Below are 26,494 nucleotides of genomic sequence, written 5' to 3' on the forward strand. Positions count from 1 at the left end.
ACAGTACCGGTCACCCGCGGAGCACGAGGGCCTGACCGGCGACGACGTACAGGACGTGCTCGCACTCGTCCGCGAAGGCCGCGTTGAGCCGTCCGAGCTCGTCGCGGAAGCGCCGTCCGGCGGCGCTCGCGGGCACCACCCCGGCGCCCACCTCGTTGGTCACCGCCACGACCGTACGGCGCGTGGCGCGCACCGCCGCGACCAGTTCGGCGACCCGCTCGCGCAGCGCGCGCTCCCCGCTCGCCGCCCAGGTGCCGTCGTCCCACGCCCCGGCCCGGTCCATCGCGTCCGTTAGCCACAGCGACAGGCAGTCGATCAGCAGCGGCGGCCCCTCGCCACGCAGCAGCGGCGCGAGCTCGCACGTCTCCTCGGTGTGCCAGGACCCCGGACGCCGGTTGCGGTGCGTGCTCACGCGGGCCGCCCACTCGGCGTCGCCGTCGCGGGTGCCGCCCGTCGCGACGTACACGACCTCAGGGAAGGCCTCCAGGCGCCGCTCGGCCTCCAGCGACTTGCCCGAGCGGGTGCCGCCGGTCACCAGCGTCCGGCGCGGTATGTCCGGGACGTTCTGGTAGTCGCCGACGAGCAGCGTCGTCCCGTCCGGCACGGCCCGCGCCCCGGCCGCCGCCAGCCGCCGGTCCAGCTCGGGCCCGGGCGGCACCTCGTGGCCCAGGTGGACGGCGACGACGTCGGTGGCCGCCCCGATCGCACCGGCGCCGCGCAGCCGGGCCATCCCGTCCGGGCGCCCCACCACGTCGCCCACGACCATGTCGTACGCCGTCCCGGACTCGGTCACGCCCGCCGGGGCGCCGCCCGGCGGCAGGTACAGCAGCCGCAGCCCGTCCGGGGAGGTGACCTCGTACCCGGTGCCCGGCGCGTCCATCGGCACGGCCCGCACCCGGTGCCCGCTGATCAGCGTCAGCTCCCGCCCGTCCGGCACCCGCCCGGCCGCCGGCAGCCCGGCGGGCAGCTCCACGGCCGGCCCGTCGTGCGGGTGGGTCAACAGCACCTGCCGTACGCCGCCGAGCGACCGCCCGGCCCGTGCGGCGGCCAGCGCGGCCCCGGGCGTCAGATCGAGCAGCAGCGCCCCGTCCACGAGCAGCGCGGTCGCGGCACGCGCGTCCGCGCCGCGGGCGGTGGCGCAGCGGGCGCAGGGGCAGTCGGGGCGGGGCAGCCCGTCGGGGGCGCCGGTGCCGAGGAGAGTCAGTTCCACAGGGATGATCCTCCCGCGTCCCCGCACGGGGTGCGCGCCCGGCTACGCTGCGGGCAGGAAACCGATCACCTGGTGAACCCGGGAGGCGCACATGGCATGGACGTGGCGATTCGAGAGGTCCGACGGCACGGAGGTCCAGCCGGCAACCCAGCCGGAGGAGTTCACCACCCAGGGCGACGCGGAGTCCTGGCTCGGTGAGACCTGGAAGGACCTCCTCGACGAGGGCGTGGAGCAGGTCCACCTCTTCGAGGACGAGACGAAGATCTACGGCCCGATGAGCCTGCGCGAGGCCGAGGCCGCGGAGTAGCGAAGGTAGGACCAGGGCGCGCGGGGGACTCCGCCCGGAGGCGCGCGCCGGGGAGGCTCACATCTCGCCGAGCGTCACCGTCACCGTCCCCCGCCGCCCGTCCCTCAGGTACGTCACCGGCACCCGGTCGCCCGGCTTCGCGGACGCCAGCGCCTCCAGCAGCGAGGTGATGGTGGTGATGTCCGTGTCACCGACGCGGGTGATGATGTCGCCCGCCCGCAGCCCCGCGTCCGCCGCCGCCCCGCCCCGCGCCACCTCGGCGATCGCCACGCCCGCGGGCCGGTAGTCGTCGTCCAGGACGGTGCGGCCGGAGATGCCGAGGGCCGCGCGGCCCGAGTGCGTGACCCGGCCCGTGCGGACGATCTGGTCCGCGATCGTACGGACCGTGGAGGACGGGATCGCGAAACCGATCCCCGGCGCCGGACCGCCGCTCATGCCCGGCTCGGTGGCCGCCAGCGTCGGGATGCCGACGACCTCACCCGCCAGGTTGACCAGCGCGCCACCGCTGTTGCCCGGGTTGATCGCCGCCGACGTCTGCACCATGTTCCCGATGGTGGCGCCCGTCCCGCCGCCCGCGCCGCCCTCGCTCACCGTGCGGCCGGTCGCCGACACGATGCCCTGCGTGACGCTGCCGGACAGCCCCAGCGGCGAGCCCATCGCGAGCACGATCTGGCCCACCTCGACCTTCGACGAGTCACCGAACCTCGCCGGCTTCAGCCCCGGCGGCGGCGCGTCCAGCCGGATGACCGCGAGGTCCTGCTCGGGGTAGCTGGAGACCAGCCGGGCGGACAGCACCTCCTCGCCCGTCGCCACGGTGACCCGGAACGACCGCTCTCCGCCCACCACGTGAGCGTTCGTCACGATGTGACCCCGCTCGTCCCACACCACCCCGGAACCGATCCCCTGCCCCGCCTCGATCTGCACGACCGACGGCAGGACGTCCCGGATGACGTTGCGGTAGTCCTCCTCCAGCTCCCCGGCCGCCCGTCCGGCGGCCGCGGGCGACACGGCGGGGGTGGCGGCGGGCGGAGCCGCGCGCGGCTCCGGGGCCACGCAGCCGCCCAGCAGCACGGCGGCGGCGGTCACCGGCAGCAGCGGCACCAGCACGCGTACGGCGGCGGTCACGTTCACGGTCAGGGCCATGCCGCGAGTGTCCTGCGGAACCCCCCGCCACGGCCCGCCCAGCGCGTCCGATTCAGCGATCAGGGGGCGGGGCTCAGCCCCGGACCCCGCACAGGTGCAGCAGCGCCGCCACCCGGCGGTACGGGTCCGTGCGGCCCGCGCGGTCCTCGGCCGCGAGGAGGAGCTCCAGCTCCTCGGCGGCCGGCAGGCCCTCTTCGTTGGGTACGTTGTCGGTGAAGACCCGCACGCCGTACCAGGCGTGCAGCGGCGCCGCGATCCCCGCGAGCGTCGCCGTCAGCGCCCCCAGCCGGTCGGCCCGCACCGGCAGCCCGAGCCGGTTGACGTAGGCGTCCGACTCGAAGGCCGCAAGCGCCCCGGACCAGTCCCCGGCCAGCCCGGGCCGCATCGCCAGCGCGTCCGCGTTCCGTACGAGCAGCGACAGCAGGCCGCCCGGCGCCAGCATGCGGGCGAGGCCCGCGAGCATGGCGTCGCGCTCCTCCACGTACATCAGCACTCCGTGGCACAGCACCACGTCGAAGCTGCCCGGCAGGAAGTGCACGCCGGTCTCCCGGCCGTCGCCCTCGATGAGCCGGACCCGCTCCCGGATGCCCGCCGGCTCGGTCGCCAGCGCCTCCCGGGCGTACCGCAGCATCTCGGGGTCGGACTCCAGCCCGGTGACGGTGTGCCCCGCCCGGGCCAGGCGCAGGGCCTGCGTGCCCTGGCCCATGCCGACGTCGAGGACCCGCAGCCGCTGCCCCACGGGGTAGCGGGCGGTTATCTGCTCGTCCAGCTGGCGGGCGACGAGCTCCTGGCGGACCGTGTTGCGCAGTCCGCCGAGCCCGTCGAGCCAGCTCCCCGAAGCGCCTCCGAAACCGGAGACCTGGGTGCTCAGGGCCGCTCTCCGCGCTTGACCTGCGGCTTGGGCAGCCGCAGTCGGCGCATCTGGAGCGTACGCATCAGGGCGTACGCGATCGCGCCCCGCTTGGGCTCGTTGGGGAAGCGCTCATTGAGCTGCTTCTTCAGCCGGATCCAGATGCCGATCGAGTCCACCACGATCATGGCGATGACACCCAGCCACAGCAGCAGGGCGATGTTCTGCATCTGCGCCGACCGGACCATGGACAGGACCAGGATCACGACGGCCAGCGGCAGGAAGAACTCGGCGACGCAGAACCGCGAGTCGACGAAGTCGCGGACGAAGCGGCGGACCGGGCCCTTGTCACGGACGGGCAGGTAGCGCTCGTCGCCGCTCGCCAGCGCCTCGCGCTGCTTGGCCAGGTCCGCGCGGCGGGCCTCGCGCTGGCGGCGCATGGCCTCCTTGCGGTCGGTCGGTACGGTCTGCGCGCGGCGGCGCTGCGTCTGGGCCTCACTCCGCTTCGGGGTCGGGCGGCCCTTGGGGGCCTGGGGGTCGCGGGGCTGCTTGGAGAGGTCCGCCGTCACCTTGTCGGTGGGGGCCTTCTCATCCTTCGAACGGCTACGGAACACAAAGCCCAAGGGTACGGGGTACCCGGCATGCGCCCCACCCCCGCGGGGAACGATCCGGCAACGGCCTGCGTCCACCCGTACAAGGGATCCCGCCGGAACCCCTACTCCTTGCGCCGGATCACGAGCCGTCCGCAGTCGTCCTTGGGGATGAGCGCATCCCCGCTCGAACAGTGCGGTAATGGATGTAGGGCCCGTACTGTGGGTTCTGTTGGAGTGCTGGAGCCGAAGTCCGTCACGAAGGGGGCGCGCGAAGCCCATGAGCGGTGTCATGAAGCGTATGGGGATGATCTTCCGCGCGAAGGCCAACAAGGCCCTTGACCGGGCCGAGGATCCGCGCGAGACCCTCGACTACTCGTACCAGAAGCAGCTGGAGCTGCTCCAGAAGGTCCGCCGCGGCGTCGCCGACGTGGCGACCTCCCGCAAGCGCCTGGAGCTCCAGCTCAACCAGCTCCAGTCCCAGTCGGCCAAGCTGGAGGACCAGGGCCGCAAGGCGCTGGCGCTCGGCCGCGAGGACCTGGCCCGCGAGGCGCTGTCCCGCCGGGCGGCGCTCCAGCAGCAGGTGTCGGACCTGGAGACGCAGCACCAGACCCTCCAGGGCGAGGAGGAGAAGCTGACGCTCGCGGCGCAGCGGCTCCAGGCCAAGGTGGACGCCTTCCGTACGAAGAAGGAGACCATCAAGGCCACGTACACCGCCGCCCAGGCGCAGACCCGGATCGCCGAGTCCTTCTCCGGCATCTCCGAGGAGATGAGCGACGTCGGCGTCGCCATCCAGCGCGCCGAGGACAAGACCGCGCAGCTCCAGGCGCGGGCCGGCGCGATCGACGAGCTGCTCGCCTCCGGGGCGCTCGACGACCACTCCGGGCTCCAGAAGGACGACATCCAGGCCGAGCTGGACCGCCTGTCGGGCGGTACGGACGTGGAGCTGGAGCTCCAGCGCATGAAGGCGGAGCTGGCCGGCGGATCCACCTCCCAGCAGGCCATCGAGGGCGGCGGCGCCACGCCGCAGGACCAGTCCCAGCAGCAGTCCCAGACCCGGTTCGACAAGCAGTAAGGACGGCGCGTCATGATCGTGAGGATCATGGGGGAGGGCCAGGTGAGGCTGGCGGACAGCCACTTCGCCGAGCTCAACAAGCTGGACGACGAACTGCTCGCGGAGATGGAGAAGGGCGACGGCGAAGGCTTCCGCCGCACGCTCCACGCCCTGCTGGAAACGGTGCGCCAGCTCGGCGAGCCGCTGCCGGACGACTCCTTGGAACCCTCCGAACTGATCCTGCCCGCCCCTGACGCGACGCTCGAAGAGGTCCGCGAGATGCTCTCCGACGACGGCCTCATCCCCGGCTGACGGCCACCCCGGCACTCCACCCGTGCCCCGCCCCGGACGACCGGGTCGGGGCACGGGTGCTTCCCGGCGCCGTGCCAGGCCGTACGGTTCTCTCCCGTGACCACCCTCGGAACCCCGCTCGCGCGCGGGCGGTGCTGGCTGCGCGCGCATCCCCTGGCGTTCGACGGCGCCCTGGCCCTCGCCGTGCTGGTGTGCATGGTCGCCGGTTCGTTCGTCGACCGGCACGGCGGCCCGCACGGCGGGCCCGACTTCGGCGGGCGCACCCCCGGGGCGGTCAGCGTGCTCCTCATGCTGGTCGGCGCCGCGGCCCTGGTCCTGCGCCGCCGCAACCCCCTGGGTGTCCTGCTGTCCACCGGCGCGGTCACGCTCCTGGAGCACATCGCCGAGGACCCGCCGGCCCCGGTCGCGATGAGCGCCGTCGTCGCCCTCTACACCGTCGCCTCGCGCACCGACCGCCCCACCACCTGGCGGGTCGGCCTGCTGACGATGACGGTGCTGACGGGTACGGCGATGCTGTCCGGCTCCGCCCCCTGGTACGGCCAGGAGAACCTCGGCGTCTTCGCCTGGACCGGCATGGCGGCCGCCGCGGGCGACGCCGTACGCAGCCGCCGCGCCTTCGTCGACGCCATCCGCGAGCGCGCCGAACGCGCCGAACGCACCCGCGAGGAGGAGGCCCGCCGCCGGGTCGCCGAGGAGCGGCTGCGCATCGCCCGCGACCTGCACGACGTGGTCGCGCACCACATCGCGCTCGTCAACGTCCAGGCCGGGGTCGCCGCCCACGTCATGGACAAGCGCCCCGACCAGGCCAAGGAGGCCCTCGCGCACGTCCGCGAGGCCAGCCGGTCCGCCCTCGACGAGCTCCGCGCCACGGTCGGCCTGCTCCGCCAGTCCGGCGACCCGGAGGCCCCCACCGAACCGGCGCCCGGTCTCGCCGTCCTCGACGAGCTGCTCGCCACCTTCCGGCACGCCGGCCTGCCGGTGCAGCTGGCCCGCACCGACCAGGGCACCCCGCTGCCCGCGACCGTCGACCTCGCGGCGTACCGGATCATCCAGGAGGCGCTGACCAACGTGCAGAAGCACGCGGGCCCGGACGCCAGGGCCGAGGTGAGCGTCGTCCGGGTCGGCCGGACCCTGGAGGTGACGGTCCTCGACGACGGCGTGCCGACACCCACGCAGGAGAGCGGCGGCCACGGCCTGCTCGGCATGCGGGAGCGCGCCACCGCCCTCGGCGGCACCCTCACCGCCGCACCCCGCTACGGAGGCGGCTTCCGCGTCCACGCGATACTTCCGCTCACCGCAACCACAGGGGAGGCCGTGTGACCATCAGGGTGCTGCTCGCCGACGACCAGGCACTGCTGCGCAGCGCGTTCAGGATCCTGGTGGACTCCGAGCCCGACATGGAGGTCGTCGGCGAGGCGGCGGACGGCGCCGAGGCGGTCGCGCTCGCCCGCGCGGAGCGGGCCGACGTCGTCCTGATGGACATCCGGATGCCCGGCACGGACGGCCTCGCCGCCACCCGCCTGATCAGCGCGGACCCGGACCTGGCGGGCGTACGCGTCGTCATGCTGACGACCTTCGAGGTGGACGAGTACGTGGTCCAGTCGCTGCGCGCCGGGGCCTCCGGCTTCCTCGGCAAGGGCGCCGAGCCCGACGAGCTGCTGAACGCCATCCGGATCGCCGCCGCCGGGGAGGCGCTGCTCTCACCCGCCGCGACGAAGGCCCTGATCGCCCGGTTCCTCACCCAGAAGGACACCGCGGAGCCGTCCACGTACTCCGAGCGCCTCGCCGCCCTGACCGTACGGGAACGGGAGGTCCTGGTCCTCGTCGCCGGCGGCCGCTCCAACGACGAGATCGCCGACCGCCTCGAGGTGAGCCCCCTCACCGTCAAGACCCACGTCAACCGCGCCATGGCCAAGCTCGGCGCGCGCGACCGCGCCCAGCTGGTCGTCACGGCGTACGAATCCGGGTTGGTACGCCCCAGGGCGGAGTGAACGAGTACTCCATCCGGTGTACGCCGCGCATAAGCAAACGGGACCTGGGGGCGACGGAACCCTCCCCTCCATGGCTGATCGTGTGAAAGACCTGCCGATCCGCCACAGAAGAGAGACCCCATGTCCTGGCTGTCCAGATTCAGCCTCGCGCAACGGGCCCTGGTCGGGCTGATATCGATCGTGGCGATCGTCTTCGGGGCGATCGCCATCCCGCAGCTCAAGCAACAGCTGCTGCCCTCCATCGAGTTGCCGATGGTGTCGGTCCTCGCCCCCTACCAGGGCGCGTCCCCCGACGTGGTCGAGAAGCAGGTCGTCGAACCGCTCGAGTCCACCATCAAGGCCGTCGACGGCATCAAGGGCGTCACCTCCACGGCCAGCGAGGGCAACGCCCTCATCATGGCCACCTTCGACTACGGCGACGCGGACACCAAGCAGCTCGTCGCCGACGTCCAGCAGGCCGTGAACCGCGCCCGCGTGCAGCTGCCCGACACCGTGGACCCGCAGGTCGTGGCCGGGTCGACCGACGACATCCCGACCGTCGTCCTCGCCGTCACGTCCACCAAGGACCAGCAGGCCCTGGCCGACCAGCTGGAGCGGACCGTCGTCCCGGCCCTGGAGGACATCGACGGCGTCGGCCAGGTGTCCATCGACGGCGTCCAGGACCTCCAGGTCTCCATCACGCCCGACGACCGCAAGCTCGCCGCGGCCGGCCTGAACGCCATGACCCTGGCCGAGGCGCTGAAGGCGGGCGGCGCGACCGTCCCGGCCGGCTCCTTCTCCGAGGCGGGCCAGAGCCGCACGGTCCAGGTCGGCGGCGGCTTCACCTCCCTGGAGCAGATCCAGGACCTGCGGATCAAGCCCGCGAAGGGCGACGCGGTCCGCCTCGGCGACCTCGCCACCGTGAAGCAGGAGGAGTCCCGCCGGGTCTCCCTCACCCGGACGAACGGCAAGCCGAGCCTCGCCGTCATGGCGACCATGGACAACGACGGCAGCGCCGTCGCCATCTCCGAGGCGGTCAAGGACAAGCTGCCCGAGCTGCGCGAGGACCTGGGCTCGGGCGCCGAGCTGACGGTCGTCTCCGACCAGGGCCCGGCGGTGTCCAAGTCGATCTCCGGCCTGACCACCGAGGGCGCCCTCGGGCTCCTCTTCGCCGTCATCGTCATCCTGGTCTTCCTGGCGTCCCTCCGCTCCACCCTGGTCACCGCGGTCTCCATCCCGCTCTCCGTCGTCCTCGCCCTGATCGTGCTGTGGACGCGGGACCTGTCGCTCAACATGCTGACGCTGGGCGCGCTGACCATCGCCATCGGCCGGGTCGTCGACGACTCGATCGTGGTGCTGGAGAACATCAAGCGGCACCTCGGCTACGGCGAGGAGCGCCAGGCGGCGATCCTCACGGCGGTGCGCGAGGTGGCGGGCGCCGTCACCTCCTCCACCCTCACCACCGTCGCCGTCTTCCTGCCGATCGGCCTGGTCGGCGGCATGGTGGGCGAGCTGTTCGGCTCGTTCTCCCTCACCGTCACCGCCGCCCTCCTCGCCTCCCTGCTCGTCTCGCTGACGGTCGTCCCGGTCCTGTCGTACTGGTTCCTGCGCGCCCCCAAGGGCACGTCGGCGGACCCGGAGGAGGCGCGCCGCAAGGCCGAGGAGAAGGAGAACCGCAGCCTCCTGCAGCGCATGTACGTGCCGGTGCTGCGGTTCGCGACCCGCCGCCGCCTCACCAGCGTGGCCCTCGCGATCGTCGTCCTCGTCGGCACCTTCGGCATGGCCCCGCTGCTGAAGACGAACTTCTTCGACCAGGGCGAGCAGGAGGTCCTCTCCATCAAGCAGGAGCTGCCCGCCGGCACCAGCCTGGAGGCGGCGGACGCCGCGGCGAAGAAGGTCGAGAAGGTCCTGGCCGACGCCCCCGAGGTGAAGGACTACCAGGTCACCGTCGGCTCCTCCGGCTTCATGGCGGCCTTCGGCGGCGGTACGGGCGCCAACCAGGCCTCCTACCAGGTCACGCTCGCGGACTCGGCCTCGTACGAGAAGGTCCGCGACCACCTCGACGCCGAGCTCGGCAAGCTCGACGGCATCGGCGACACGACCATCGCGGCCGGCGACGGCTTCGGCAACCAGGACCTGAGCGTCGTGGTCAAGGCCGCCGACGCCGCCACCCTGAAGAAGGCCGCCGACCAGGTGCGCACCGAGGTCGCCGGACTGGACGACGTCACCGACGTCCAGAGCGACCTGTCGCAGTCGATCCCGCGCGTCTCGGTCAAGGCCACCGCCAAGGCGGCCGAGGCCGGGTTCAACGACGCCGCGCTCGGCATGGCGGTCGCCCAGGCGGTACGCGGCACCCCGGCCGGCAAGGCGATCCTGGACGACACCGAGCGTGACATCGTCATCACCTCCGCCGCGCCGGCGCGGACGATGGCCCAGCTCCAGCAGCTGCCGCTCGGCCCGGTGAAGCTCGGCGACATCGCGGAGGTGAAGCTGGTCCCCGGCCCGGTCTCGATGACGCGCATCGACGGCTCGCGGGCCGCGACCATCACGGCGAAGCCGACCGGTGACAACACGGGCGCGGTCAGCGCCGCGCTCCAGTCGAAGATCAGCGCACTGGACCTGCCCGACGGCGCCACCGCCACCATCGGCGGTGTGTCCGAGGACCAGGAGGAGGCGTTCGCCAACCTGGCCCTGGCGATGCTCGCGGCCATCGCGATCGTCTTCATGCTGCTGGTGGCGACCTTCAAGTCGCTGGTCCAGCCGCTGATCCTGCTGGTCTCCATCCCGTTCGCGGCCACCGGCGCCATCGGCCTGCTGGTCGCCACGGGCACGGCGATGGGCGTCCCGGCGATGATCGGCATGCTGATGCTGATCGGCATCGTGGTCACCAACGCCATCGTGCTGATCGACCTGATCAACCAGTACCGGGCGCAGGGCCTCGGCGTCATCGAGTCGGTCGTCGAGGGCGGCCGCCACCGCCTCCGCCCGATCCTGATGACCGCCCTGGCGACGATCTTCGCCCTGCTCCCGATGGCGCTCGGCATCACGGGCGAGGGCGGCTTCATCGCCCAGCCGCTCGCGGTGGTGGTGATCGGCGGCCTGGTGACGTCCACGCTGCTCACCCTGCTGCTGGTGCCGACGCTGTACGCGATGGTGGAGCTCCGCAAGGAGCGCCGCCGGACCAAGCGCGCTGCCCGTGCCGCCCGTGCCGCGGGGCGCGAGCCGGAGCGGGAGCCGGCCGGGGTCTGATCACGCGTGATCAAGCGCCGAGGGGCGCCCCGCTGCTGCGGGGCGCCCCTCACGTTCGTCTCACGGGACGGCTACGGCAGCGCCAGCATGCGCTCCAGCGCCAGCTTGGCGAAGCTCTCGGTCTCGCGGTCGACCTGGATCTGGTTGACCAGCTTGCCCTCGGCGAGCGACTCCAGCGTCCACACCAGGTGCGGCAGGTCGATGCGGTTCATGGTCGAGCAGAAGCAGACCGTCTTGTCGAGGAAGACGATCTCCTTGCCCTCGTCGGCGAAACGGTTCGCCAGGCGCCGCACCAGGTTCAGCTCCGTACCGATGGCCCACTTGGACCCGGCCGGGGCCGCCTCCAGCGTCTTGATGATGTACTCGGTCGACCCGACGTAGTCCGCCGCGGCCACGACCTCGTGCTTGCACTCCGGGTGCACCAGCACGTTGACGCCCGGGATCCGCTCACGCACGTCGTTCACGGAGTCCAGCGAGAAGCGCCCGTGCACCGAGCAGTGCCCGCGCCACAGGATCATCTTGGCGGCGCGCAGCTGCTCCACGGTCAGCCCGCCACCGGGCTTGTGCGGGTTGTAGACGACGCAGTCGTCCAGCGACATCCCCATGTCCCGGACGGCGGTGTTGCGCCCCAGGTGCTGGTCGGGCAGGAAGAGCACCTTCTCGCCCTGCTCGAAGGCCCAGTCCAGGGCCCGCTTGGCGTTGGAGGAGGTGCAGATGGTGCCGCCGTGCTTGCCGGTGAAGGCCTTGATGTCGGCGGAGGAGTTCATGTACGAGACCGGCACGACCTGCTCGGCGATGCCCGCCTCCGTCAGCACGTCCCAGCACTCCGCGACCTGCTCGGCCGTGGCCATGTCGGCCATCGAGCAGCCGGCGGCCAGGTCGGGCAGCACGACCTTCTGGTCGTCGGTCGTCAGGATGTCCGCCGACTCGGCCATGAAGTGCACACCGCAGAAGACGATGTACTCGGCCTCCGGCCGCGCCGCCGCGTCCCGCGCGAGCTTGAACGAGTCCCCGGTGACGTCGGCGAACTGGATGACCTCGTCGCGCTGGTAGTGGTGCCCCAGCACGAAGACCTTCCTCCCCAGCTTCTCCTTGGCCGCGCGGGCGCGCTCCACCAGGTCCGGGTCGGACGGCGATGGAAGGTCGCCGGGGCACTCGACGCCCCGCTCGCTCTTGGGGTCGGCCTCGCGGCCGAGCAGCAGCAGGGCGAGCGGCGTCGGCTGGACATCCAGGGGCTGGGCGGTGGTCACGTCACGCACCCTTTCTTTCTTCGGTAAGCGCGGCGAAGGAGCCTTTTCGTCTAAATGACGCTATCTATCATAACCGCTTCACGTCACTTTGACGATGGCCATAGTGTCGATGTGACACATCCCCCGTCCCCGGGGTGGCGCTTGCCCGACGTGCGTGCGCGCGCGTGTGCGAGCATGAAGGGGAAAGCACGCACTCGGCCCGGAATGAATCCGCGGCCCCGCCGGTTGCAACCGTCGGCAAGCAGTCTCCGTACACACCGGGAGAGAAGCAGATGTCCGTATCGGACGAGAAGACCACTGTCAGCGACGGCATCCTTCTGTCGGACGCCGCGGCGGCCAAGGTCAAGGCGCTGCTGGACCAGGAAGGCCGCGACGACCTGGCGCTGCGCGTCGCCGTTCAGCCCGGCGGCTGCTCCGGCCTGCGTTACCAGCTCTTCTTCGACGAGCGCTCGCTCGACGGGGACGTCGTCAAGGACTTCGACGGCGTCAAGGTGGTCACCGACCGCATGAGCGCTCCGTACCTGGGCGGCGCGTCCATCGACTTCGTCGACACCATCGAGAAGCAGGGCTTCACCATCGACAACCCGAACGCCACCGGCTCCTGCGCCTGCGGCGACTCGTTCAGCTAAGCCCGTACGGCGAAGGCGGCAGGCCCCGATGGGGGTCTGCCGCCTTCGCCGTACGCCGGTGCCGCTCGCGCCCTACTTCCGCGGCCGCCCTACTTCCGCGGCACCGCCTCACCCGACGCCGCGTCCACGACCTGCCGCGCGCCCAGCGGCCGGTCCAGCGCCACCGTGACGGTCTGCTCCTGCGCCATCGCGATGCAGTACCGCTCCGGGTCCGCCGGCGACTCGACCACCGTCACCTTCACCAGCGCGTCGCTCTCCGCGGCCTTGGCCGTATAGGTGCTGCACACGCCGCCCCAGAAGGTGACGGTCAGCTTCCGCCCGCTCCCGTCCGTCCGGTACGACTCGACCTGCCGGCCGGACTGCTCGGGCACCGCCGGCTGCGTCGGGGAGGGCTTCGGCGCCGGCGCGAGGTGCTCGGGAGCCACCGCCGGGTACGTGATCGTGAACGGACGCGCGTCGCCCTTCGGCTCCACCTGGAACAGCCACGACGGCACGAGCGCCGGCCGTCCCTCCACGGTGTGCGCGGCCAGCCCGAAGACGGCCTTGGAGATGGTCACGGTCTCCTTGGCGGGCTTCCGCTCCGGCGCGCAGCTCACCTCGGGGGCGGCCTTCCCCTCGCCCTCCAGCGGCGCGGGCGTCGCGCACCCGCCGATGGAGACGCCCCCCTCGTCCGGGGATCCGGCGTTCAGCAGCTTCAGCGCTTCCTCCGCGCCGATCACCGGGTACTCGTCACCCTTGACCGGCTCCTTCAGCCGCCCGCTGCCGCCGACCACCTGCCCGTCCGGACCCACCTGGATGCCGGTGGTCCAGCCGTACGTCGGCAGCCCGCCGACGACCGGATCGGCGTTGACGACCCGTACCGCGCCCATCAGCTGGGTGGCGTCCAGCTTGGCGTCGTCCTGCCCCAGTGCCTTCAGCACCGGAGCGGCCGCCTTCTTCGCCGCCTCCTCGCCCACCGGGGTCCCGCCCCAGCCCGTCGGCCCGCCGCCGTGCCCGCCGCCGGGACAGCTCGTGCCCTTGCGGCAGTCGTCACCCGCCGGCGCCGCGCCGAAGGACCAGGTCCCCGGCGCCTCCTTCTCGACCTGCAGCACCCCGCCCGAGCCGTCCTTCTCGGGACCGGCCTTCCACGCCGTACCGTCGGGGCGCGGCGCCCCCGACACCCCCAGGGCCCTCGCGAGCCGCGCGACCTCGTCCGCGCCGACCGCGCCCCGGGACCGGTGGACGTGCGCCGTGTCCGGCCCGTCCGGCAACGGGCCCGAGGCGCGGTAGACCACGCCGTTCGGCGCCGGCTCGCCGGGCGCGATCCCCGGCCCCGACGACCCCTCGGTGTGCCCGTCCAGCGCCAGCGGGGGCGGCGCCGTGCGGCCGGCCGCCGGCTCGGCGCGGCCGCCGTCCGACGCGCTCGTGGCGAAGTACGCGCCGCCGCCCCCGGCGAGCAGCACCGCCATCGCCACCGAGGCGACGACCAGCGGGGAACGCCCGGGACGGGCGGTGTCCTGCGTGGGCTCGGGTTCCGTACTGCTCACCGCAACGCTCCTTCGTCCGTCGTACTCCCTTTACGGAAGACACCCATGGGACGGAACGGAGGAGCACCCGGTTCCACGAGACGGCCGGGGATCAGACGCCGTACTCCACGCTCGCGTCGATCAGCCGCGCGGACGCGGGCGGCACCACCACCCCGTGGATCAGCGCCGGCGACACCGGCCCGGGCGGGGGAGCGTCCTCCGCCGGCACCCTCCAGTGCGGCGCCATGCGCGCGCTGTCGCCGCGCAGCTCGGCCAGGCCGAACTCCAGGCCCATGTCGGACTCCCCCAGCTCAAGTGGAGCGATGTACTCGGTCATATCGGCACCGTACGCAGCCACACCCGACCGAAAAAGACCTACTATCGGGTAGTTTCCGCATGTCGGCGGCTCCGCGACCGGGTAGCGTTAACCGTCAACTCCACCTTCCCCAGGAGCGCCCAGCCGTGCGTATCGCAGTCACCGGCTCCATCGCCACCGACCACCTGATGACCTTCCCCGGCCGATTCGCCGACCAGTTGGTCGCCGATCAGCTGCACACGGTCTCTCTCTCCTTCCTGGTCGACAACCTCGACATCCGCAGGGGAGGCGTCGGCGCCAACATCTGTTTCGGCATGGGGCAGCTGGGCGCCCACCCGATCCTGGTCGGCGCGGCCGGCTACGACTTCGACGAGTACCGCGCCTGGCTCGACCGGCACGGCGTCGACACCGGCTCCGTACGGATCTCCGAGGTCCTGCACACCGCGCGCTTCGTCTGCACCACCGACGCCGACCACAACCAGATCGGCTCCTTCTACACCGGCGCCATGAGCGAGGCCCGCCAGATCGAGCTCCAGGCGGTGGCGGACCGCGTCGGCGGCCTCGACCTCGTCCTGATCGGCGCGGACGACCCCGAGGCGATGCTGCGCCACACCGAGGAGTGCCGCTCGCGCGGGATCCCGTTCGCGGCGGACTTCTCCCAGCAGATCGCCCGCATGGACGGCGACGAGATCCGGATCCTGCTGGACGGGGCGACCTACCTCTTCTCCAACGAGTACGAGAAGGGGCTCATCGAGTCCAAGACCGGCTGGACGGCCGAGGAGATCCTCGGCCGGGTCGGCCACCGCGTCACCACGCTCGGCTCGCACGGCGTCCGCATCGAGCGGGTGGGCGAGCCGGTCATCGAGGTCGGCTGCCCGCAGGAAGAGGCCAAGGTCGACCCGACGGGCGTCGGCGACGCCTTCCGGGCCGGCTTCCTGTCCGGCCTGACCTGGGGCGTCAGCCTGGAGCGCGCCGCCCAGGTCGGCTGCATGCTCGCCACCCTGGTGATCGAGACGCTCGGCACCCAGGAGTACACGCTGCGCCGGGCCCACTTCATGGAGCGCTTCACCAAGGCGTACGGCGACGACGCGGCGGCGGAGGTCCACAAGCACCTCGCCTGAGCCGCGGGAAGGGGTACTCCTTACCCCTTCGCCCACCCCCCGGAAGACACTTCCTAGGCCACCCGCCGCACCTCGTACGCGCTGCCGCGTTCCGCCGGCCGCTCGCCCACGTACTCCTGGCCCCGCATCTCGCACCACGCCGGGATGTCGAGGCGGGCGGCCTCGTCGTCGCTGAGCACCGTCACGGTGGCGCCGACCGGTACGTCGCCGATCACCTTCGCCAGCTCGATCACCGGGATCGGGCACCGCTTGCCGAGCGCGTCGACGACGAGGTCCCCGGCCCCGGGCGCCGGCGCGGGGGCGGACGCCGGGGCGCCGAAGCGCTCCCGTACGCCCGCCACCGCGCCCGGCAGCACCTCCAGGAACCGCTCGACGTCCGCCTCCGGCGTACCGAACGGCAGCGAGACCCGTACGTTGCCCTCCGACAGCACGCCCATCGCGCGCAGCACATGGCTGGGCGTCAGCGTCGAGCTCGTACACGACGAGCCGGACGACACCGAGAAGCCCGCGCGGTCCAGCTCGTGCAGCAGGGTCTCCCCGTCGACATAGAGACACGAGAAGGTGACGACGTGCGGCAGCCGCCGCACCGGGTCGCCGACCACCTCCACGTCCGGCACCGACTCCGCCACCCGCGCCCGGATCCGCTCCACCAGCCCCCGCAGCCGCGCCGCCTCCGCGTCCGCCTCGGCCCGTACCGCCCGCAGCGAGGCCGCCGCGGCGACGATGGCCGGAAGGTTCTCGAACCCGGCGGCCCGCCCCGACTCGCGCTCGTCCGCCGGGCCTTGGGCGGCGAACCGGACACCCTTGCGGACGACGAGCAGCCCCACCCCCGCGGGACCGCCCCATTTGTGGGCGCTCGCGGTCAGCAGCGACCAGTCGCCGGCGACCGGACCCCACCCCAGCGACTGCGCCGCGTCCACCAGCAGCGGCACCCCGGCCGCCCGGCACGCCTCGGCCACCTCGGCCACGGGCTGCTCGGTGCCCACCTCGTGGTTGGCGGACTGCAGGCACGCGAGGGCGGTGTCGGCGCGCAGGGCGGCGGCGTACGCGGCCGGGTCGACCCGCCCGGCCCGGCCCACCGGCACCTCGGCCACCGTGCCGCCGTCCGCCTCGTGGGCGGCCGCCGAATGGAGCACCGAGGAGTGCTCGACCGCCGACACGACCAGGTGCCGCCCGACACGCCGACGCCCGGCGAGCGCCCCGGCAATTCCGGAGTGCACCGCACGTGTCCCCGAAGGGGTGAAGACGAGCTCGTCCGGACGGCACCCCACGGCCTCCGCCGCGGCCTCCCGCGCCGCGTCCAGCAGCATCCGCGCCCGCCGCCCCTCGCGGTACAGCCGCGCCGGATCGGCCCACCCCTCGTCGAGCGCCGCGAGCAGCGCCTGCCGGGCAACGGGGTGGAGGGGAGCGGAGGAAGCGGAATCGAAGTAGGCCACGCCCCCACGCTAACTCCGCCCCCGTGACCCCGGTACTGCCACCGCCTCCAGCCCCCGCGCGGCACCCCGGAGGTGCCCCGAACCCTCAAAAGAGGGGTCCGGCGGCGCGTTGGGCACCCTCCCCGCGCGACCCCAAATAGCGTCCAGTAGGGTTTGGTCCGCATAAACATCCAAACCCCTGCCCGCGTCAGGGCCGGCGACCGACCAGCGTGACGGCCGCAGCCGACCGCGCGGGCGAGACTCTCGGGAAGGCGCTACGTGAGTCCCAACGGCTCCGACCGCTCGTCGCGGCGCCCGATGCGGCGGAAGCTGCCGCAGGTGCTGACTGCGGGCCTGATCCTGGCTACCGCCTCCGGTTGCTCGTACAACTGGGAGGACTTCCCCCGCCTTGGTATGCCCACCCCGGTGACGGAGGAGGCTCCGCGGATCCTCTCCCTCTGGCAGGGCTCGTGGGCGGCTGCGCTCGCCACGGGCGTGCTGGTCTGGGGCCTGATCCTGTGGAGCGTCATCTTCCACCGGCGCAGCCGCACCAAGGTCGAGGTTCCTCCGCAGACCCGGTACAACATGCCCATCGAGGCGCTGTACACGGTGACCCCGCTCATCATCGTCTCGGTGCTGTTCTACTTCACCGCACGTGATGAGTCGAAGCTCCTCGAGCGCTCCAAGAACCCCACCCACACCATCAACGTGGTGGGCTACCAGTGGAGCTGGGGCTTCAACTACATCGAGAACGTCGACGGCAAGCCCGACACGGACGCCAAGTCCGCCAAGGAGCTCGCTCCCATTCCGGACCGGCTCCAGAAGGAGTTCCCGGCGGGTGCCGAAGGCGTCTACGACTACGGCATCCCCGGCACCCGGAACCCCCAGAACGGCAACCCGGGCCCGACCCTGTGGCTGCCGAAGGGCGAGAAGGTCCGGTTCATCCTGACGTCCCGTGACGTCATCCACTCCTTCTGGGTGCTTCCGTTCCTGTTCAAGCAGGACGTCTTCCCGGGCCACAACGTCAACGTCTTCGAGGTGACCGCCACCCAGGAGGGCACCTTCCGTGGCAAGTGCGCCGAGCTCTGCGGCGTCGACCACTCCCGCATGCTGTTCAACGTCAAGGTGGTCTCCCCGGAGCGCTACCAGCAGCACCTGAAGGAGCTGGCCGAGAAGGGGCAGACGGGTTACATCCCGGCGGGCATTCAGATGACCGACTCGGCCAGGAACTCGGAGATCAACCAACTGTGAGCATCCTCAACGAACCTCAGGGTGCCGCCACGGGAGCCGACGGCTCGGTGACCGAGCCGTATGAGAACGAGCTCCCTGTACGGCGCAAGCGGCCCGGCAACATCGTCGTCAAGTGGCTGACCACCACGGACCACAAGACGATCGGCACGCTCTACCTGGTCACGTCGTTCGTCTTCTTCTGCATCGGCGGTCTGCTGGCGCTCTTCATGCGCGCCGAGCTCGCCCGTCCGGGTACGCAGATCATGTCGAACGAGCAGTTCAACCAGGCGTTCACGATGCACGGCACGATCATGCTGCTGATGTTCGCGACGCCGCTGTTCGCCGGATTCGCCAACTGGATCATGCCGCTGCAGATCGGCGCGCCCGACGTGGCGTTCCCGCGGCTGAACATGTTCGCCTACTGGCTGTACCTGTTCGGCTCGCTCATCGCGGTGGCCGGCTTCATCACCCCGCAGGGTGCCGCCGACTTCGGCTGGTTCGCCTACACCCCGCTGTCGGACTCGATCCGCTCGCCGGGCGTCGGTGCCGACATGTGGATCATGGGTCTGGCCTTCTCCGGCTTCGGCACGATCCTCGGCTCGGTCAACTTCATCACCACGATCATCTGCATGCGCGCCCCGGGCATGACGATGTTCCGCATGCCGATCTTCACCTGGAACGTGCTGCTGACCGGTGTCCTGGTCCTGCTCGCCTTCCCGGTGCTCGCCGCCGCGCTCTTCGCGCTGGAGGCGGACCGCAAGTTCGGCGCGCACATCTTCGACCCGACCAACGGCGGCGCGCTGCTGTGGCAGCACCTCTTCTGGTTCTTCGGTCACCCAGAGGTGTACATCATCGCCCTGCCGTTCTTCGGCATCGTCTCGGAGATCATCCCGGTCTTCAGCCGCAAGCCGATGTTCGGTTACATCGGCCTGGTGGCCGCGACGATCGGCATCGCCGGTCTGTCCGTGACGGTGTGGGCGCACCACATGTACGTCACCGGCGGTGTGCTGCTGCCGTTCTTCTCCTTCATGACCTTCCTGATCGCGGTCCCGACCGGTGTGAAGTTCTTCAACTGGATCGGCACCATGTGGAAGGGCTCGCTCTCCTTCGAGACGCCGATGCTGTGGACGATCGGCTTCCTGATCACCTTCACCTTCGGTGGTCTGACCGGTGTCATCCTGGCCTCGCCGCCGATGGACTTCCACGTCTCGGACTCGTACTTCGTCGTCGCGCACTTCCACTACGTCGTCTTCGGCACCGTGGTCTTCGCGATGTTCGCCGGCTTCCACTTCTGGTGGCCGAAGTTCACGGGCAAGATGCTGGACGAGCGGCTCGGCAAGATCACCTTCTGGACGCTGTTCATCGGCTTCCACGGCACGTTCCTGGTGCAGCACTGGCTGGGTGCCGAGGGCATGCCGCGTCGTTACGCGGACTACCTCCACGCCGACGGCTTCACCGCGCTGAACACGATCTCCACGATCGCGTCGTTCCTGCTCGGCATGTCGATCCTGCCGTTCTTCTACAACGTCTGGAAGACGGCCAAGTACGGCAAGCCGGTCGGCGTCGACGACCCGTGGGGCTACGGCCGCTCCCTGGAGTGGGCGACGTCCTGCCCGCCGCCGCGGCACAACTTCCTCACGCTGCCGCGCATCCGCTCGGAATCCCCGGCCTTCGATCTGCACCACCCTGAGATCGCGGCCGTCGGCCAGCTGGAGAACCACGGGCAGAAGGACACCGCGCTGCTCGGTGGCAAGGAGGTCGGCAAGTGAAGATCCAGGGCAAGATGTTCATCTGGCTGAGCGTCTTCATCCTCGCCATGGCCATCGTGTACGGCCTGTGGTCGAAGGAGCCGGCCGGTACGACGGCGCTCTTCCTGGCCTTCGGCCTGGCGATCATGATCGGCTACTACCTGGCCTTCACGGCCCGGCGCGTGGACGCCATGGCGCAGGACGACAAGGAGGCCGACGTCGCGGACGAGGCCGGTGAGGTCGGCTTCTTCTCGCCGCACAGCTGGCAGCCGCTCTCCCTGGCCATCGGTGGCGCCCTCGCCTTCCTGGGCGTCGCGCTCGGCTGGTGGCTGCTGTACTTCTCCCTCCCGCTGATCCTGATCGGTGTCTGGGGCTGGGTGTTCGAGTACTACCGGGGCGAGAACCAGAACCAGTAGTCACACGGTTCGTCTCTCTCCAGGGGACCCGGTGACCTCCACAGGGAGGTCACCGGGTCCCTCTTTTGGTTGCATCCCGCGTGCCGCGGTCGACAGCTCTTCCTACGGTGTGCTCATGAGCCACACGAGCCGCTTGCGCACCGCCATAAGCTGCACCCTCCTGGTCGCCGTCACCGGAGCGAGCGCGACCGCGTGCGGTGGCCCCGAGGGCCACCCCCTCTCCGCGGAGCCGTACGACGCGGCCCGGCAGATCACCTTCAACGGCCCCTCGGAGGGCCGCAAGGCGCCGCTCGACAAGCCGCTCGAAGTCACCGCCAAGGCCAAGGACGGCCGCATCACGGACGTCACGGCCCGCGACGAGGCCGGTCACCACCTGGCGGGCGAGCTCTCCGCGGACGGCAGCCGCTGGCGCTCCACGGGGTCCCTGACGGCCGGCGCCCGCTACATCGTCAGGGTGGCCACGGAGGACCGGGAAGGCGCTCCTGGCGTCCGTACGCTGACCTTCGAGACGGCACCCGCCAAGAAGGTGCTGGCCGTGCGGTTCGGCCCGCAGGCGGGCACGTACGGCGTCGGACAGCCCATCACGGCGGAGCTGAGCGTCCCCGTGCGGTCCCGGGCGGGCCGCGCCGCCGTCGAACGCTCCCTGAAGGTCCGCTCCACCCCGGCCGTCGAGGGCTCCTGGTACTGGGTGGACGACAAGAAACTGCACTTCCGCCCCAAGGACTTCTGGCCCGCGGGCGCCTCCGTCACCGCCACCGGCAGGCTCGCCGGCGTACGGATAGACGGCGACCTGTACGGCGGGCCCGTCAAGCCCCTGTCCCTGACCATCGGCGACCGCATCGAAGCCATCACCGACGCGGGGACCCACCAGATGACGGTCAAGCGCAACGGGCAAGTGATCAACACCATTCCGGTGACCACCGGCAAACCGGGCTTCGCCACCCGCAACGGCATCAAAGTGGTGCTCGGCAAGGAGCAGTTCGTCCGGATGCGCTCCACCACCGTCGGCATCGCCGCGGGCAGCAGCGAGTCCTACGACCTGCCCGTCTACTGGGCCACCCGGGTGACCTGGAGCGGCGAATACGTCCACGCGGCGCCCTGGTCCGCCGGGTCGCACGGCTTCGCCAACGTCAGCCACGGCTGCACGGGCATGTCCACCAGCAATGCCGCCTGGTTCTTCAAAACCGTCCGTCCGGGGGACATCGTCGCCGTCGTCAACAGCGGGGGAAGCCCGATGGACCCCTTCGGCAACGGCTTCGGCGACTGGAACATCCCCTGGGACAAGTGGCGCACGGGCAGCGCCCTCGTGGACGCCGCCCGGCCTGGCGTCAACCCCGCCGACGCGGCACGCGTCCGCCCGGTCGCCTTCTGACCCTCACGCCTCGACGGACAGCCTGCTGCGCAGCAGCGCGGCCAGGGAGTCGGCCAGCTCCACCGGGTCCACCGGCAGCGTCACGGCCGCGTCGGCGCGGCTCCAGGTGGCCAGCCAGGCGTCCTGCGGGCGGCCGATGAGCAGCAGCACGGGCGGGCAGCGGAAGACCTCGTCCTTGATCTGCCGGCACACCCCCATGCCTCCGGCCGGAGCCGCCTCGCCGTCCAGGACGCAGACGTCGATCCCGCCCTGGTCCAGCCGCTCCAGCACGGCCGGCAGCGTCGCGCACTCGACGTACTCGACCGGCGGAACGTCGGCCGCGGGCCTGCGCCCGGCCGCCAGCCGCACCTGCGCGCGGGTGTTGGCGTCGTCGCTGTAGACCAGGACGGTGGCGCTCGACTGCATTGTTCCTCCGAGTACGTCGGCGGTGAGGGCAGGTAAGGCAGGTACCGCTGGGCCGGATGCTACTCCTCCCCACACCGCGTCAACACCGCTTCGGATGGGCCGTTCGGGCTGGACGGAGCCCATCAACACACCGAACGGCACCCCCCGGAGTGAGGGCGGGATAAGCGACCGACATAATGTCGGTCGTGGCGACAGCAACGACAGTAGAAACCGGGCACGCGCACCCGTCGGTCAATCGGCCGAACCTCACCAGCGTCGGAACCATCATCTGGTTGAGTTCCGAGCTGATGTTCTTCGCGGCCCTCTTCGCGATGTACTTCACCCTTCGTTCGGTGATGGGTGCCGAGTTCTGGTCCCAGCAGGCGGGACACCTGAACTTTCCGTTCTCGGCGACCAACACCACGATCCTGGTGCTCTCCTCCCTCACCTGTCAGCTCGGCGTGTTCGCCGCCGAGCGGGGCGACGTGAAGAAGCTCCGGACGTGGTTCATCATCACGTTCGTCATGGGTGCCATCTTCATCGGCGGCCAGGTCTTCGAGTACACCGAGCTGGTCAAGGACGCGGGCCTCTCGCTCTCGTCCGACCCGTACGGCTCCGTGTTCTACATGACGACCGGCTTCCACGGACTGCACGTGACGGGCGGCCTGATCGCCTTCCTGCTGGTCCTCGGCCGGACGTACGCGGCGAAGAGATTCACCCATGAGCAGGCAACCGCCGCCATCGTCGTGTCCTACTACTGGCACTTCGTCGATGTCGTCTGGATCGGCCTCTTCGCCACGATCTACATGATCAAGTAATCGGGCCCGTACCTCCGGTACGCCCGAACACATCCAGCAAGCATCGACGCAGAAGATCCTGACACCGGGGTAATCCGTGAAAAAGCTCTCCGCACGACGACGCCATCCGCTGGCGGCGGTCGTCGTCCTACTTCTCGCGCTGGCGGCCACTGGGGGGCTGTACGCCGCGTTCGCACCCGCGGACAAGGCGCAGGCCGACGAAACCGCCCAGTCACTCGCCATCGAGGAGGGCAAGAAGCTCTACTCCGTCGGCTGTGCCAGCTGCCACGGAACCGGCGGTCAGGGCACCTCCGACGGTCCGAGCCTGGTCGGCGTCGGCGCCGCCTCCGTGGACTTCCAGGTCGGCACCGGCCGCATGCCGGCGCAGCAGCCCGGCGCCCAGGTGCCGGAGAAGAGGAACATCTACTCGCAGGCGCAGATCGACCAGCTCGCCGCGTACGTCGCGTCCCTGGGCCCCGGCCCGGCCACGCCGACCGAGAAGCAGTACAGCCCCGACGGGGCGAACATCGCCCGCGGTGGTGACCTGTTCCGCACGAACTGTGCGCAGTGCCACAACTTCACCGGCGAGGGTGGTGCGCTCACCAAGGGCAAGTGGGCGCCCAGCCTCGAGGACGTGAGCGAGAAGCACATCTACGAGGCCATGCAGACCGGCCCGCAGAACATGCCGTCCTTCCCCGACACCACCATGCCGGAGAAGGAGAAGAAGGACATCATCGCGTACATCAAGACCGTGAACGGTGACGAGACCCCGACTCCCGGCGGCTTCGCGCTGGGCGGTCTGGGACCGGTCAGCGAGGGCCTGTTCGGCTGGATCTTCGGTCTGGGTTCGCTGATCGCTGTTGCCGTCTGGGTCGCGGCCCACACCGCTAAGGCCAAGAAGTCATGAGTAGCCAAGACATTTCCGAAGAGAGCCTGCCGCACAAGCAGGACGCCGCGCACGGCACGGCGGTAGCCGAGAACCCGTTCGCCGACCCGGGGCTGCCGCCCCACAAGCCGCGCATCCAGGACATCGACGAGCGGGCCGCCAAGCGGTCCGAGCGCACGGTCGCCCTGCTGTTCACGCTGTCGATGCTGGCCACGATCGGCTTCATCGCCTCGTTCGTGATCTTCCCGGTCGACAAGCTCGTGTACGTCTGGCCGCTCGGCCACGTCAGCGCGACCAACCTGTCGCTCGGCCTGACGCTCGGCATCGCGCTCTTCTGCATCGGCGCGGGCGCGGTCCACTGGGCCCGCACCCTGATGTCCGACCACGAGGTCGCGGACGACCGTCACCCGATCGAGGCCCCGGCCGAGGTCAAGGCCAAGGTCATGGCCGACTTCGCCGACGGCGCGCGGGAGTCCGCGATCGGCCGCCGCCCGCTGATCCGCAACACGATGCTCGGCGCGCTGGCCATGGTGCCGCTCTCCGGCGTGGTGCTGCTGCGCGAGCTGGGCCCGCTGCCCGAGAAGAAGCTGTTCCACACGTCGTGGGCCAAGGGCAAGCAGCTCATCAACATGAACACGAACGAGCCGCTGCGTCCCGAGGACGTCGCGGTCGGTTCGCTGACCTTCGCCAAGCCCGAGGGCCTGGAGGAGCACGACCACGAGTTCAACACGAAGATCGCCAAGGATGCCCTGATGATCGTCCGGATCCAGCCGGAGGACATCAAGGACAAGCGCGAGCTCGAGTGGTCGCACGAGGGCATCGTGGCCTTCTCCAAGATCTGCACCCACGTGGGCTGCCCGATCTCCCTGTACGAGCAGCAGACCCACCACGTCCTCTGCCCGTGCCACCAGTCCACCTTCGACCTCTCCGACGGCGCCCGCGTCATCTTCGGCCCGGCCGGTCACGCCCTTCCGCAGCTGCGGATCGGCGTCAATGACGAGGGCTTCCTCGAGGCGCTCGGCGACTTCGAGGAGCCCGTCGGTCCTGCATTCTGGGAGCGCGGATGAGCACCACGACCGCAACAGACGCACAGCGGAAGGCGCCCGCCGGCGAGCGGGTGGCCGACTGGGCCGACGGCCGTCTCGGGATCTACTCCCTGGCCAAGGCCAACATGCGGAAGATCTTCCCGGACCACTGGTCCTTCATGCTCGGCGAGATCTGCCTCTACAGCTTCATCATCATCATCCTCACGGGTGTGTACCTGACGCTGTTCTTCCACCCGAGCATGAACGAGATCGAGTACCACGGCTCGTACGTGCCGATGCAGGGCATCCGCATGACCGAGGCGTACGCCTCGACCCTGGACATCAGCTTCGACGTCCGCGGTGGCCTGCTCATCCGGCAGATCCACCACTGGGCGGCACTGATCTTCATCGCCGGCATGTTCGTGCACATGATGCGCGTCTTCTTCACCGGCGCGTTCCGCAAGCCGCGTGAGGTCAACTGGCTGTTCGGCTTCCTGCTGTTCGTCCTGGGCATGTTCACCGGATTCACCGGTTACTCGCTCCCGGACGACCTGCTCTCCGGCACCGGTGTCCGCTTCACCCAGGGCGCCATCCTGTCGACGCCGATCGTCGGCACGTACATCTCGATGTTCCTGTTCGGCGGGGAGTTCCCGGGCCACGACATCATCGCCCGGTTCTACTCGATCCACATCCTGCTGCTGCCGGGCATCATGCTCGGCCTCGTGGTGGCGCACCTGATCCTGGTCTTCTACCACAAGCACACGCAGTTCCCCGGCCCCGGCCGGACGAACAAGAACGTCGTCGGCATGCCGCTGCTGCCGGTGTACATGGCCAAGGCCGGAGGCTTCTTCTTCCTGGTCTTCGGTGTCATCGCGATCATCGCGGCGCTGTTCACGATCAACCCGATCTGGGCGCTCGGCCCGTACCGTCCGGACCAGGTGTCCACCGGCGCCCAGCCCGACTGGTACATGGGCTTCGCCGAAGGTCTGATCCGTGTCATGCCGGGCTGGGAGATCACCCTGTGGGGCCACACGCTGGTCCTGGGTGTGTTCATCCCGCTGGTCGTCTTCGGCCTCATGCTCGGCGCGATCGCGATGTACCCGTTCATCGAGTCGTGGATCACCGGTGACAAGCGGGAGCACCACCTCCTGGACCGGCCGCGCAACGCGCCGACCCGGACCGCCCTCGGTGTCGCCTGGGTGACCGCGTACATGATCATGCTGATCGGTGGTGGCAACGACATCTTCGCCATCAAGTTCCACCTGTCGATCAACGCGATCACCTGGTTCGTCCGGATCTTCTTCTTCCTCGGTCCGGTCATCGCCTTCGTCGTCACCAAGCGGATCTGCCTGGGTCTGCAGCGGCGCGACAAGGACAAGGTGCTGCACGGCCGGGAGACCGGCATCATCAAGCGCCTGCCGCACGGCGAGTTCGTCGAGATCCACGAGCCTCTCAGCCAGGCCCAGCTGCACGCGCTCACCGCGCACGAGCAGTACACGCCGGCCGAGATCGGCCCGACGGTCGACGAGAACGGCGTCGAGCGCAAGCCGACCCGCAAGGAGAAGCTCCGCGCCAAGCTCAGCAAGGGCTACTTCGGGGACGGCAACCAGGTCCCGAAGGCCAGCGTGGAGGAGTACAAGGAGATCGCCAGTGGCCACGGCCACCACTGATCGACCGGCACTCGCCGCCTGACCCACACGGTCGCCACACCGCAA

The 26,494-nt window shown here is 70.7% G+C and carries 25 protein-coding genes; 16 read left to right on the forward strand and 9 right to left on the reverse strand.

The window, feature by feature from the left end; all coding sequences use genetic code 11:
* Positions 1-10: 10 nt before the first annotated feature.
* Complete coding sequence (locus AC07FJ_RS02885; RefSeq protein WP_479044577.1) at positions 11-1,210, reverse strand: bifunctional adenosylcobinamide kinase/adenosylcobinamide-phosphate guanylyltransferase; 1,200 nt, start codon at positions 1,208-1,210, stop codon at positions 11-13.
* A gap of 91 nt (positions 1,211-1,301) precedes the next feature.
* Here AC07FJ_RS02885 and AC07FJ_RS02890 point away from each other — a divergent pair, with 91 nt between their 5' ends.
* The gene (locus tag AC07FJ_RS02890; RefSeq protein ID WP_361414396.1) at positions 1,302-1,517 is read left to right on the forward strand and encodes a hypothetical protein; all 216 of its coding nucleotides are present in this window, start codon (positions 1,302-1,304) and stop codon (positions 1,515-1,517) included.
* A 57-nt stretch (positions 1,518-1,574) separates the two neighbouring features.
* Here the strand turns inward: AC07FJ_RS02890 and AC07FJ_RS02895 are convergent, their stop codons facing one another.
* The 3 genes from AC07FJ_RS02895 to AC07FJ_RS02905 all read right to left on the reverse strand — a co-directional run bounded on the left by AC07FJ_RS02895 (position 1,575) and on the right by AC07FJ_RS02905 (position 4,124).
* Positions 1,575-2,660, reverse strand: a complete 1,086-nt coding sequence (locus AC07FJ_RS02895; protein ID WP_479044579.1) for a S1C family serine protease — start codon at positions 2,658-2,660, stop codon at positions 1,575-1,577.
* Between the two features lie 73 nt (positions 2,661-2,733).
* On the reverse strand, positions 2,734-3,468 hold the full coding sequence (locus AC07FJ_RS02900) for a class I SAM-dependent methyltransferase (protein ID WP_479045269.1): 735 nt from the start codon (positions 3,466-3,468) through the stop codon (positions 2,734-2,736).
* Positions 3,469-3,527: 59 nt separating this feature from the next.
* The gene (locus AC07FJ_RS02905) at positions 3,528-4,124 is read right to left on the reverse strand and encodes a DUF3043 domain-containing protein (protein WP_479044580.1); all 597 of its coding nucleotides are present in this window, start codon (positions 4,122-4,124) and stop codon (positions 3,528-3,530) included.
* 256 nt (positions 4,125-4,380) lie between these two features.
* Between AC07FJ_RS02905 and AC07FJ_RS02910 the strand changes: the two genes are divergently transcribed.
* The 5 genes from AC07FJ_RS02910 (at position 4,381) to AC07FJ_RS02930 (ending at position 10,685) form a co-directional block, all read left to right on the forward strand.
* Positions 4,381-5,175, forward strand: coding sequence for a PspA/IM30 family protein (locus tag AC07FJ_RS02910; RefSeq protein WP_479044582.1), 795 nt, complete (start codon positions 4,381-4,383; stop codon positions 5,173-5,175).
* A 12-nt stretch (positions 5,176-5,187) separates the two neighbouring features.
* Complete coding sequence (gene pspAA / locus AC07FJ_RS02915; RefSeq protein ID WP_403550214.1) at positions 5,188-5,466, forward strand: PspA-associated protein PspAA; 279 nt, start codon at positions 5,188-5,190, stop codon at positions 5,464-5,466.
* 96 nt (positions 5,467-5,562) lie between these two features.
* Positions 5,563-6,786, forward strand: coding sequence for a sensor histidine kinase (locus AC07FJ_RS02920; protein WP_479044584.1), 1,224 nt, complete (start codon positions 5,563-5,565; stop codon positions 6,784-6,786).
* On the forward strand, positions 6,783-7,457 hold the full coding sequence (locus AC07FJ_RS02925; protein ID WP_479044586.1) for a response regulator: 675 nt from the start codon (positions 6,783-6,785) through the stop codon (positions 7,455-7,457). The genes AC07FJ_RS02920 and AC07FJ_RS02925 overlap by 4 nt, the downstream gene beginning before the upstream one ends.
* A 120-nt stretch (positions 7,458-7,577) precedes the next feature.
* On the forward strand, positions 7,578-10,685 hold the full coding sequence (locus AC07FJ_RS02930) for an efflux RND transporter permease subunit (protein ID WP_479044589.1): 3,108 nt from the start codon (positions 7,578-7,580) through the stop codon (positions 10,683-10,685).
* Positions 10,686-10,756: 71 nt separating this feature from the next.
* On the opposite strand, the gene nadA is transcribed toward AC07FJ_RS02930, so the two are convergent.
* Positions 10,757-11,944, reverse strand: a complete 1,188-nt coding sequence (nadA, locus tag AC07FJ_RS02935) for a quinolinate synthase NadA (protein ID WP_361414412.1) — start codon at positions 11,942-11,944, stop codon at positions 10,757-10,759.
* A gap of 263 nt (positions 11,945-12,207) precedes the next feature.
* On the opposite strand from nadA, the gene AC07FJ_RS02940 reads away from it, so the two are divergent.
* A complete protein-coding gene (locus tag AC07FJ_RS02940) occupies positions 12,208-12,564 on the forward strand; it encodes a HesB/IscA family protein (protein WP_018848827.1) in 357 nt (118 codons plus the stop codon).
* An 89-nt stretch (positions 12,565-12,653) separates the two neighbouring features.
* Here the strand turns inward: AC07FJ_RS02940 and AC07FJ_RS02945 are convergent, their stop codons facing one another.
* A complete protein-coding gene (locus tag AC07FJ_RS02945; RefSeq protein ID WP_479044592.1) occupies positions 12,654-14,090 on the reverse strand; it encodes a hypothetical protein in 1,437 nt (478 codons plus the stop codon).
* Positions 14,091-14,181: 91 nt separating this feature from the next.
* Positions 14,182-14,406, reverse strand: a complete 225-nt coding sequence (locus AC07FJ_RS02950; protein ID WP_479044594.1) for a hypothetical protein — start codon at positions 14,404-14,406, stop codon at positions 14,182-14,184.
* A gap of 125 nt (positions 14,407-14,531) precedes the next feature.
* Here AC07FJ_RS02950 and AC07FJ_RS02955 point away from each other — a divergent pair, with 125 nt between their 5' ends.
* Positions 14,532-15,506: a carbohydrate kinase family protein gene (locus AC07FJ_RS02955; RefSeq protein WP_479044596.1), complete on the forward strand. Its 975-nt coding sequence runs from the start codon at positions 14,532-14,534 to the stop codon at positions 15,504-15,506.
* A 53-nt stretch (positions 15,507-15,559) separates the two neighbouring features.
* Here AC07FJ_RS02955 and AC07FJ_RS02960 read toward each other — a convergent pair whose 3' ends face one another.
* A complete protein-coding gene (locus AC07FJ_RS02960) occupies positions 15,560-16,942 on the reverse strand; it encodes an aminotransferase class V-fold PLP-dependent enzyme (RefSeq protein WP_479044598.1) in 1,383 nt (460 codons plus the stop codon).
* 258 nt (positions 16,943-17,200) lie between these two features.
* On the opposite strand from AC07FJ_RS02960, the gene ctaC reads away from it, so the two are divergent.
* The 4 genes from ctaC (at position 17,201) to AC07FJ_RS02980 (ending at position 21,687) form a co-directional block, all read left to right on the forward strand.
* Positions 17,201-18,172: an aa3-type cytochrome oxidase subunit II gene (ctaC, locus tag AC07FJ_RS02965; protein ID WP_479044600.1), complete on the forward strand. Its 972-nt coding sequence runs from the start codon at positions 17,201-17,203 to the stop codon at positions 18,170-18,172.
* Positions 18,169-19,920 (forward strand): aa3-type cytochrome oxidase subunit I, encoded by a 1,752-nt coding sequence (ctaD, locus tag AC07FJ_RS02970; protein ID WP_479044601.1) that lies wholly within the window; start codon positions 18,169-18,171, stop codon positions 19,918-19,920. Before ctaC ends, ctaD begins: the two co-directional genes overlap by 4 nt.
* Complete coding sequence (locus AC07FJ_RS02975; RefSeq protein WP_361414426.1) at positions 19,917-20,315, forward strand: cytochrome c oxidase subunit 4; 399 nt, start codon at positions 19,917-19,919, stop codon at positions 20,313-20,315. Before ctaD ends, AC07FJ_RS02975 begins: the two co-directional genes overlap by 4 nt.
* A 115-nt stretch (positions 20,316-20,430) precedes the next feature.
* Positions 20,431-21,687 carry a L,D-transpeptidase gene (locus AC07FJ_RS02980; protein WP_479044603.1) on the forward strand — a complete coding sequence of 419 codons (1,257 nt, stop codon included), beginning with the start codon at positions 20,431-20,433 and terminating at the stop codon, positions 21,685-21,687.
* A gap of 3 nt (positions 21,688-21,690) precedes the next feature.
* On the opposite strand, the gene AC07FJ_RS02985 is transcribed toward AC07FJ_RS02980, so the two are convergent.
* On the reverse strand, positions 21,691-22,092 hold the full coding sequence (locus tag AC07FJ_RS02985; RefSeq protein ID WP_356644196.1) for a DNA-binding transcriptional response regulator: 402 nt from the start codon (positions 22,090-22,092) through the stop codon (positions 21,691-21,693).
* Between the two features lie 176 nt (positions 22,093-22,268).
* On the opposite strand from AC07FJ_RS02985, the gene ctaE reads away from it, so the two are divergent.
* From ctaE to qcrB, 4 genes are all read left to right on the forward strand, one after another.
* Positions 22,269-22,889 (forward strand): aa3-type cytochrome oxidase subunit III, encoded by a 621-nt coding sequence (ctaE, locus tag AC07FJ_RS02990; protein WP_355367190.1) that lies wholly within the window; start codon positions 22,269-22,271, stop codon positions 22,887-22,889.
* A 76-nt stretch (positions 22,890-22,965) separates the two neighbouring features.
* Positions 22,966-23,775 (forward strand): cytochrome bc1 complex diheme cytochrome c subunit, encoded by an 810-nt coding sequence (gene qcrC / locus AC07FJ_RS02995; protein ID WP_361414432.1) that lies wholly within the window; start codon positions 22,966-22,968, stop codon positions 23,773-23,775.
* Entirely contained in the window at positions 23,772-24,821 is a 1,050-nt protein-coding gene (gene qcrA, locus AC07FJ_RS03000; protein WP_361414434.1) for a cytochrome bc1 complex Rieske iron-sulfur subunit, read from the forward strand. Before qcrC ends, qcrA begins: the two co-directional genes overlap by 4 nt.
* The gene (qcrB, locus tag AC07FJ_RS03005; protein ID WP_479044607.1) at positions 24,818-26,449 is read left to right on the forward strand and encodes a cytochrome bc1 complex cytochrome b subunit; all 1,632 of its coding nucleotides are present in this window, start codon (positions 24,818-24,820) and stop codon (positions 26,447-26,449) included. Before qcrA ends, qcrB begins: the two co-directional genes overlap by 4 nt.
* Positions 26,450-26,494 lie beyond the last annotated feature (45 nt).

The organism is Streptomyces sp. NPDC045998 (assembly GCF_056430285.1).

What these genes read in the sequence shown, in the direction of transcription:
- qcrB (WP_479044607.1), top strand. Translation starts at nt 24,818, where the DNA reads ATGAGCACCACGACCGCAACAGACGCACAGCGGAAGGCGCCCGCCGGC.
- qcrA (WP_361414434.1), top strand. Translation starts at nt 23,772, where the DNA reads ATGAGTAGCCAAGACATTTCCGAAGAGAGCCTGCCGCACAAGCAGGAC.
- AC07FJ_RS02910 (WP_479044582.1), top strand. Translation starts at nt 4,381, where the DNA reads ATGAGCGGTGTCATGAAGCGTATGGGGATGATCTTCCGCGCGAAGGCC.
- ctaE (WP_355367190.1), top strand. Translation starts at nt 22,269, where the DNA reads ATGTCGGTCGTGGCGACAGCAACGACAGTAGAAACCGGGCACGCGCAC.
- AC07FJ_RS02985 (WP_356644196.1), bottom strand. Translation starts at nt 22,092, where the DNA reads ATGCAGTCGAGCGCCACCGTCCTGGTCTACAGCGACGACGCCAACACC.
- AC07FJ_RS02980 (WP_479044603.1), top strand. Translation starts at nt 20,431, where the DNA reads ATGAGCCACACGAGCCGCTTGCGCACCGCCATAAGCTGCACCCTCCTG.
- AC07FJ_RS02940 (WP_018848827.1), top strand. Translation starts at nt 12,208, where the DNA reads ATGTCCGTATCGGACGAGAAGACCACTGTCAGCGACGGCATCCTTCTG.
- pspAA (WP_403550214.1), top strand. Translation starts at nt 5,188, where the DNA reads ATGATCGTGAGGATCATGGGGGAGGGCCAGGTGAGGCTGGCGGACAGC.
- AC07FJ_RS02890 (WP_361414396.1), top strand. Translation starts at nt 1,302, where the DNA reads ATGGCATGGACGTGGCGATTCGAGAGGTCCGACGGCACGGAGGTCCAG.
- AC07FJ_RS02895 (WP_479044579.1), bottom strand. Translation starts at nt 2,660, where the DNA reads ATGGCCCTGACCGTGAACGTGACCGCCGCCGTACGCGTGCTGGTGCCG.
- AC07FJ_RS02930 (WP_479044589.1), top strand. Translation starts at nt 7,578, where the DNA reads ATGTCCTGGCTGTCCAGATTCAGCCTCGCGCAACGGGCCCTGGTCGGG.
- AC07FJ_RS02950 (WP_479044594.1), bottom strand. Translation starts at nt 14,406, where the DNA reads ATGACCGAGTACATCGCTCCACTTGAGCTGGGGGAGTCCGACATGGGC.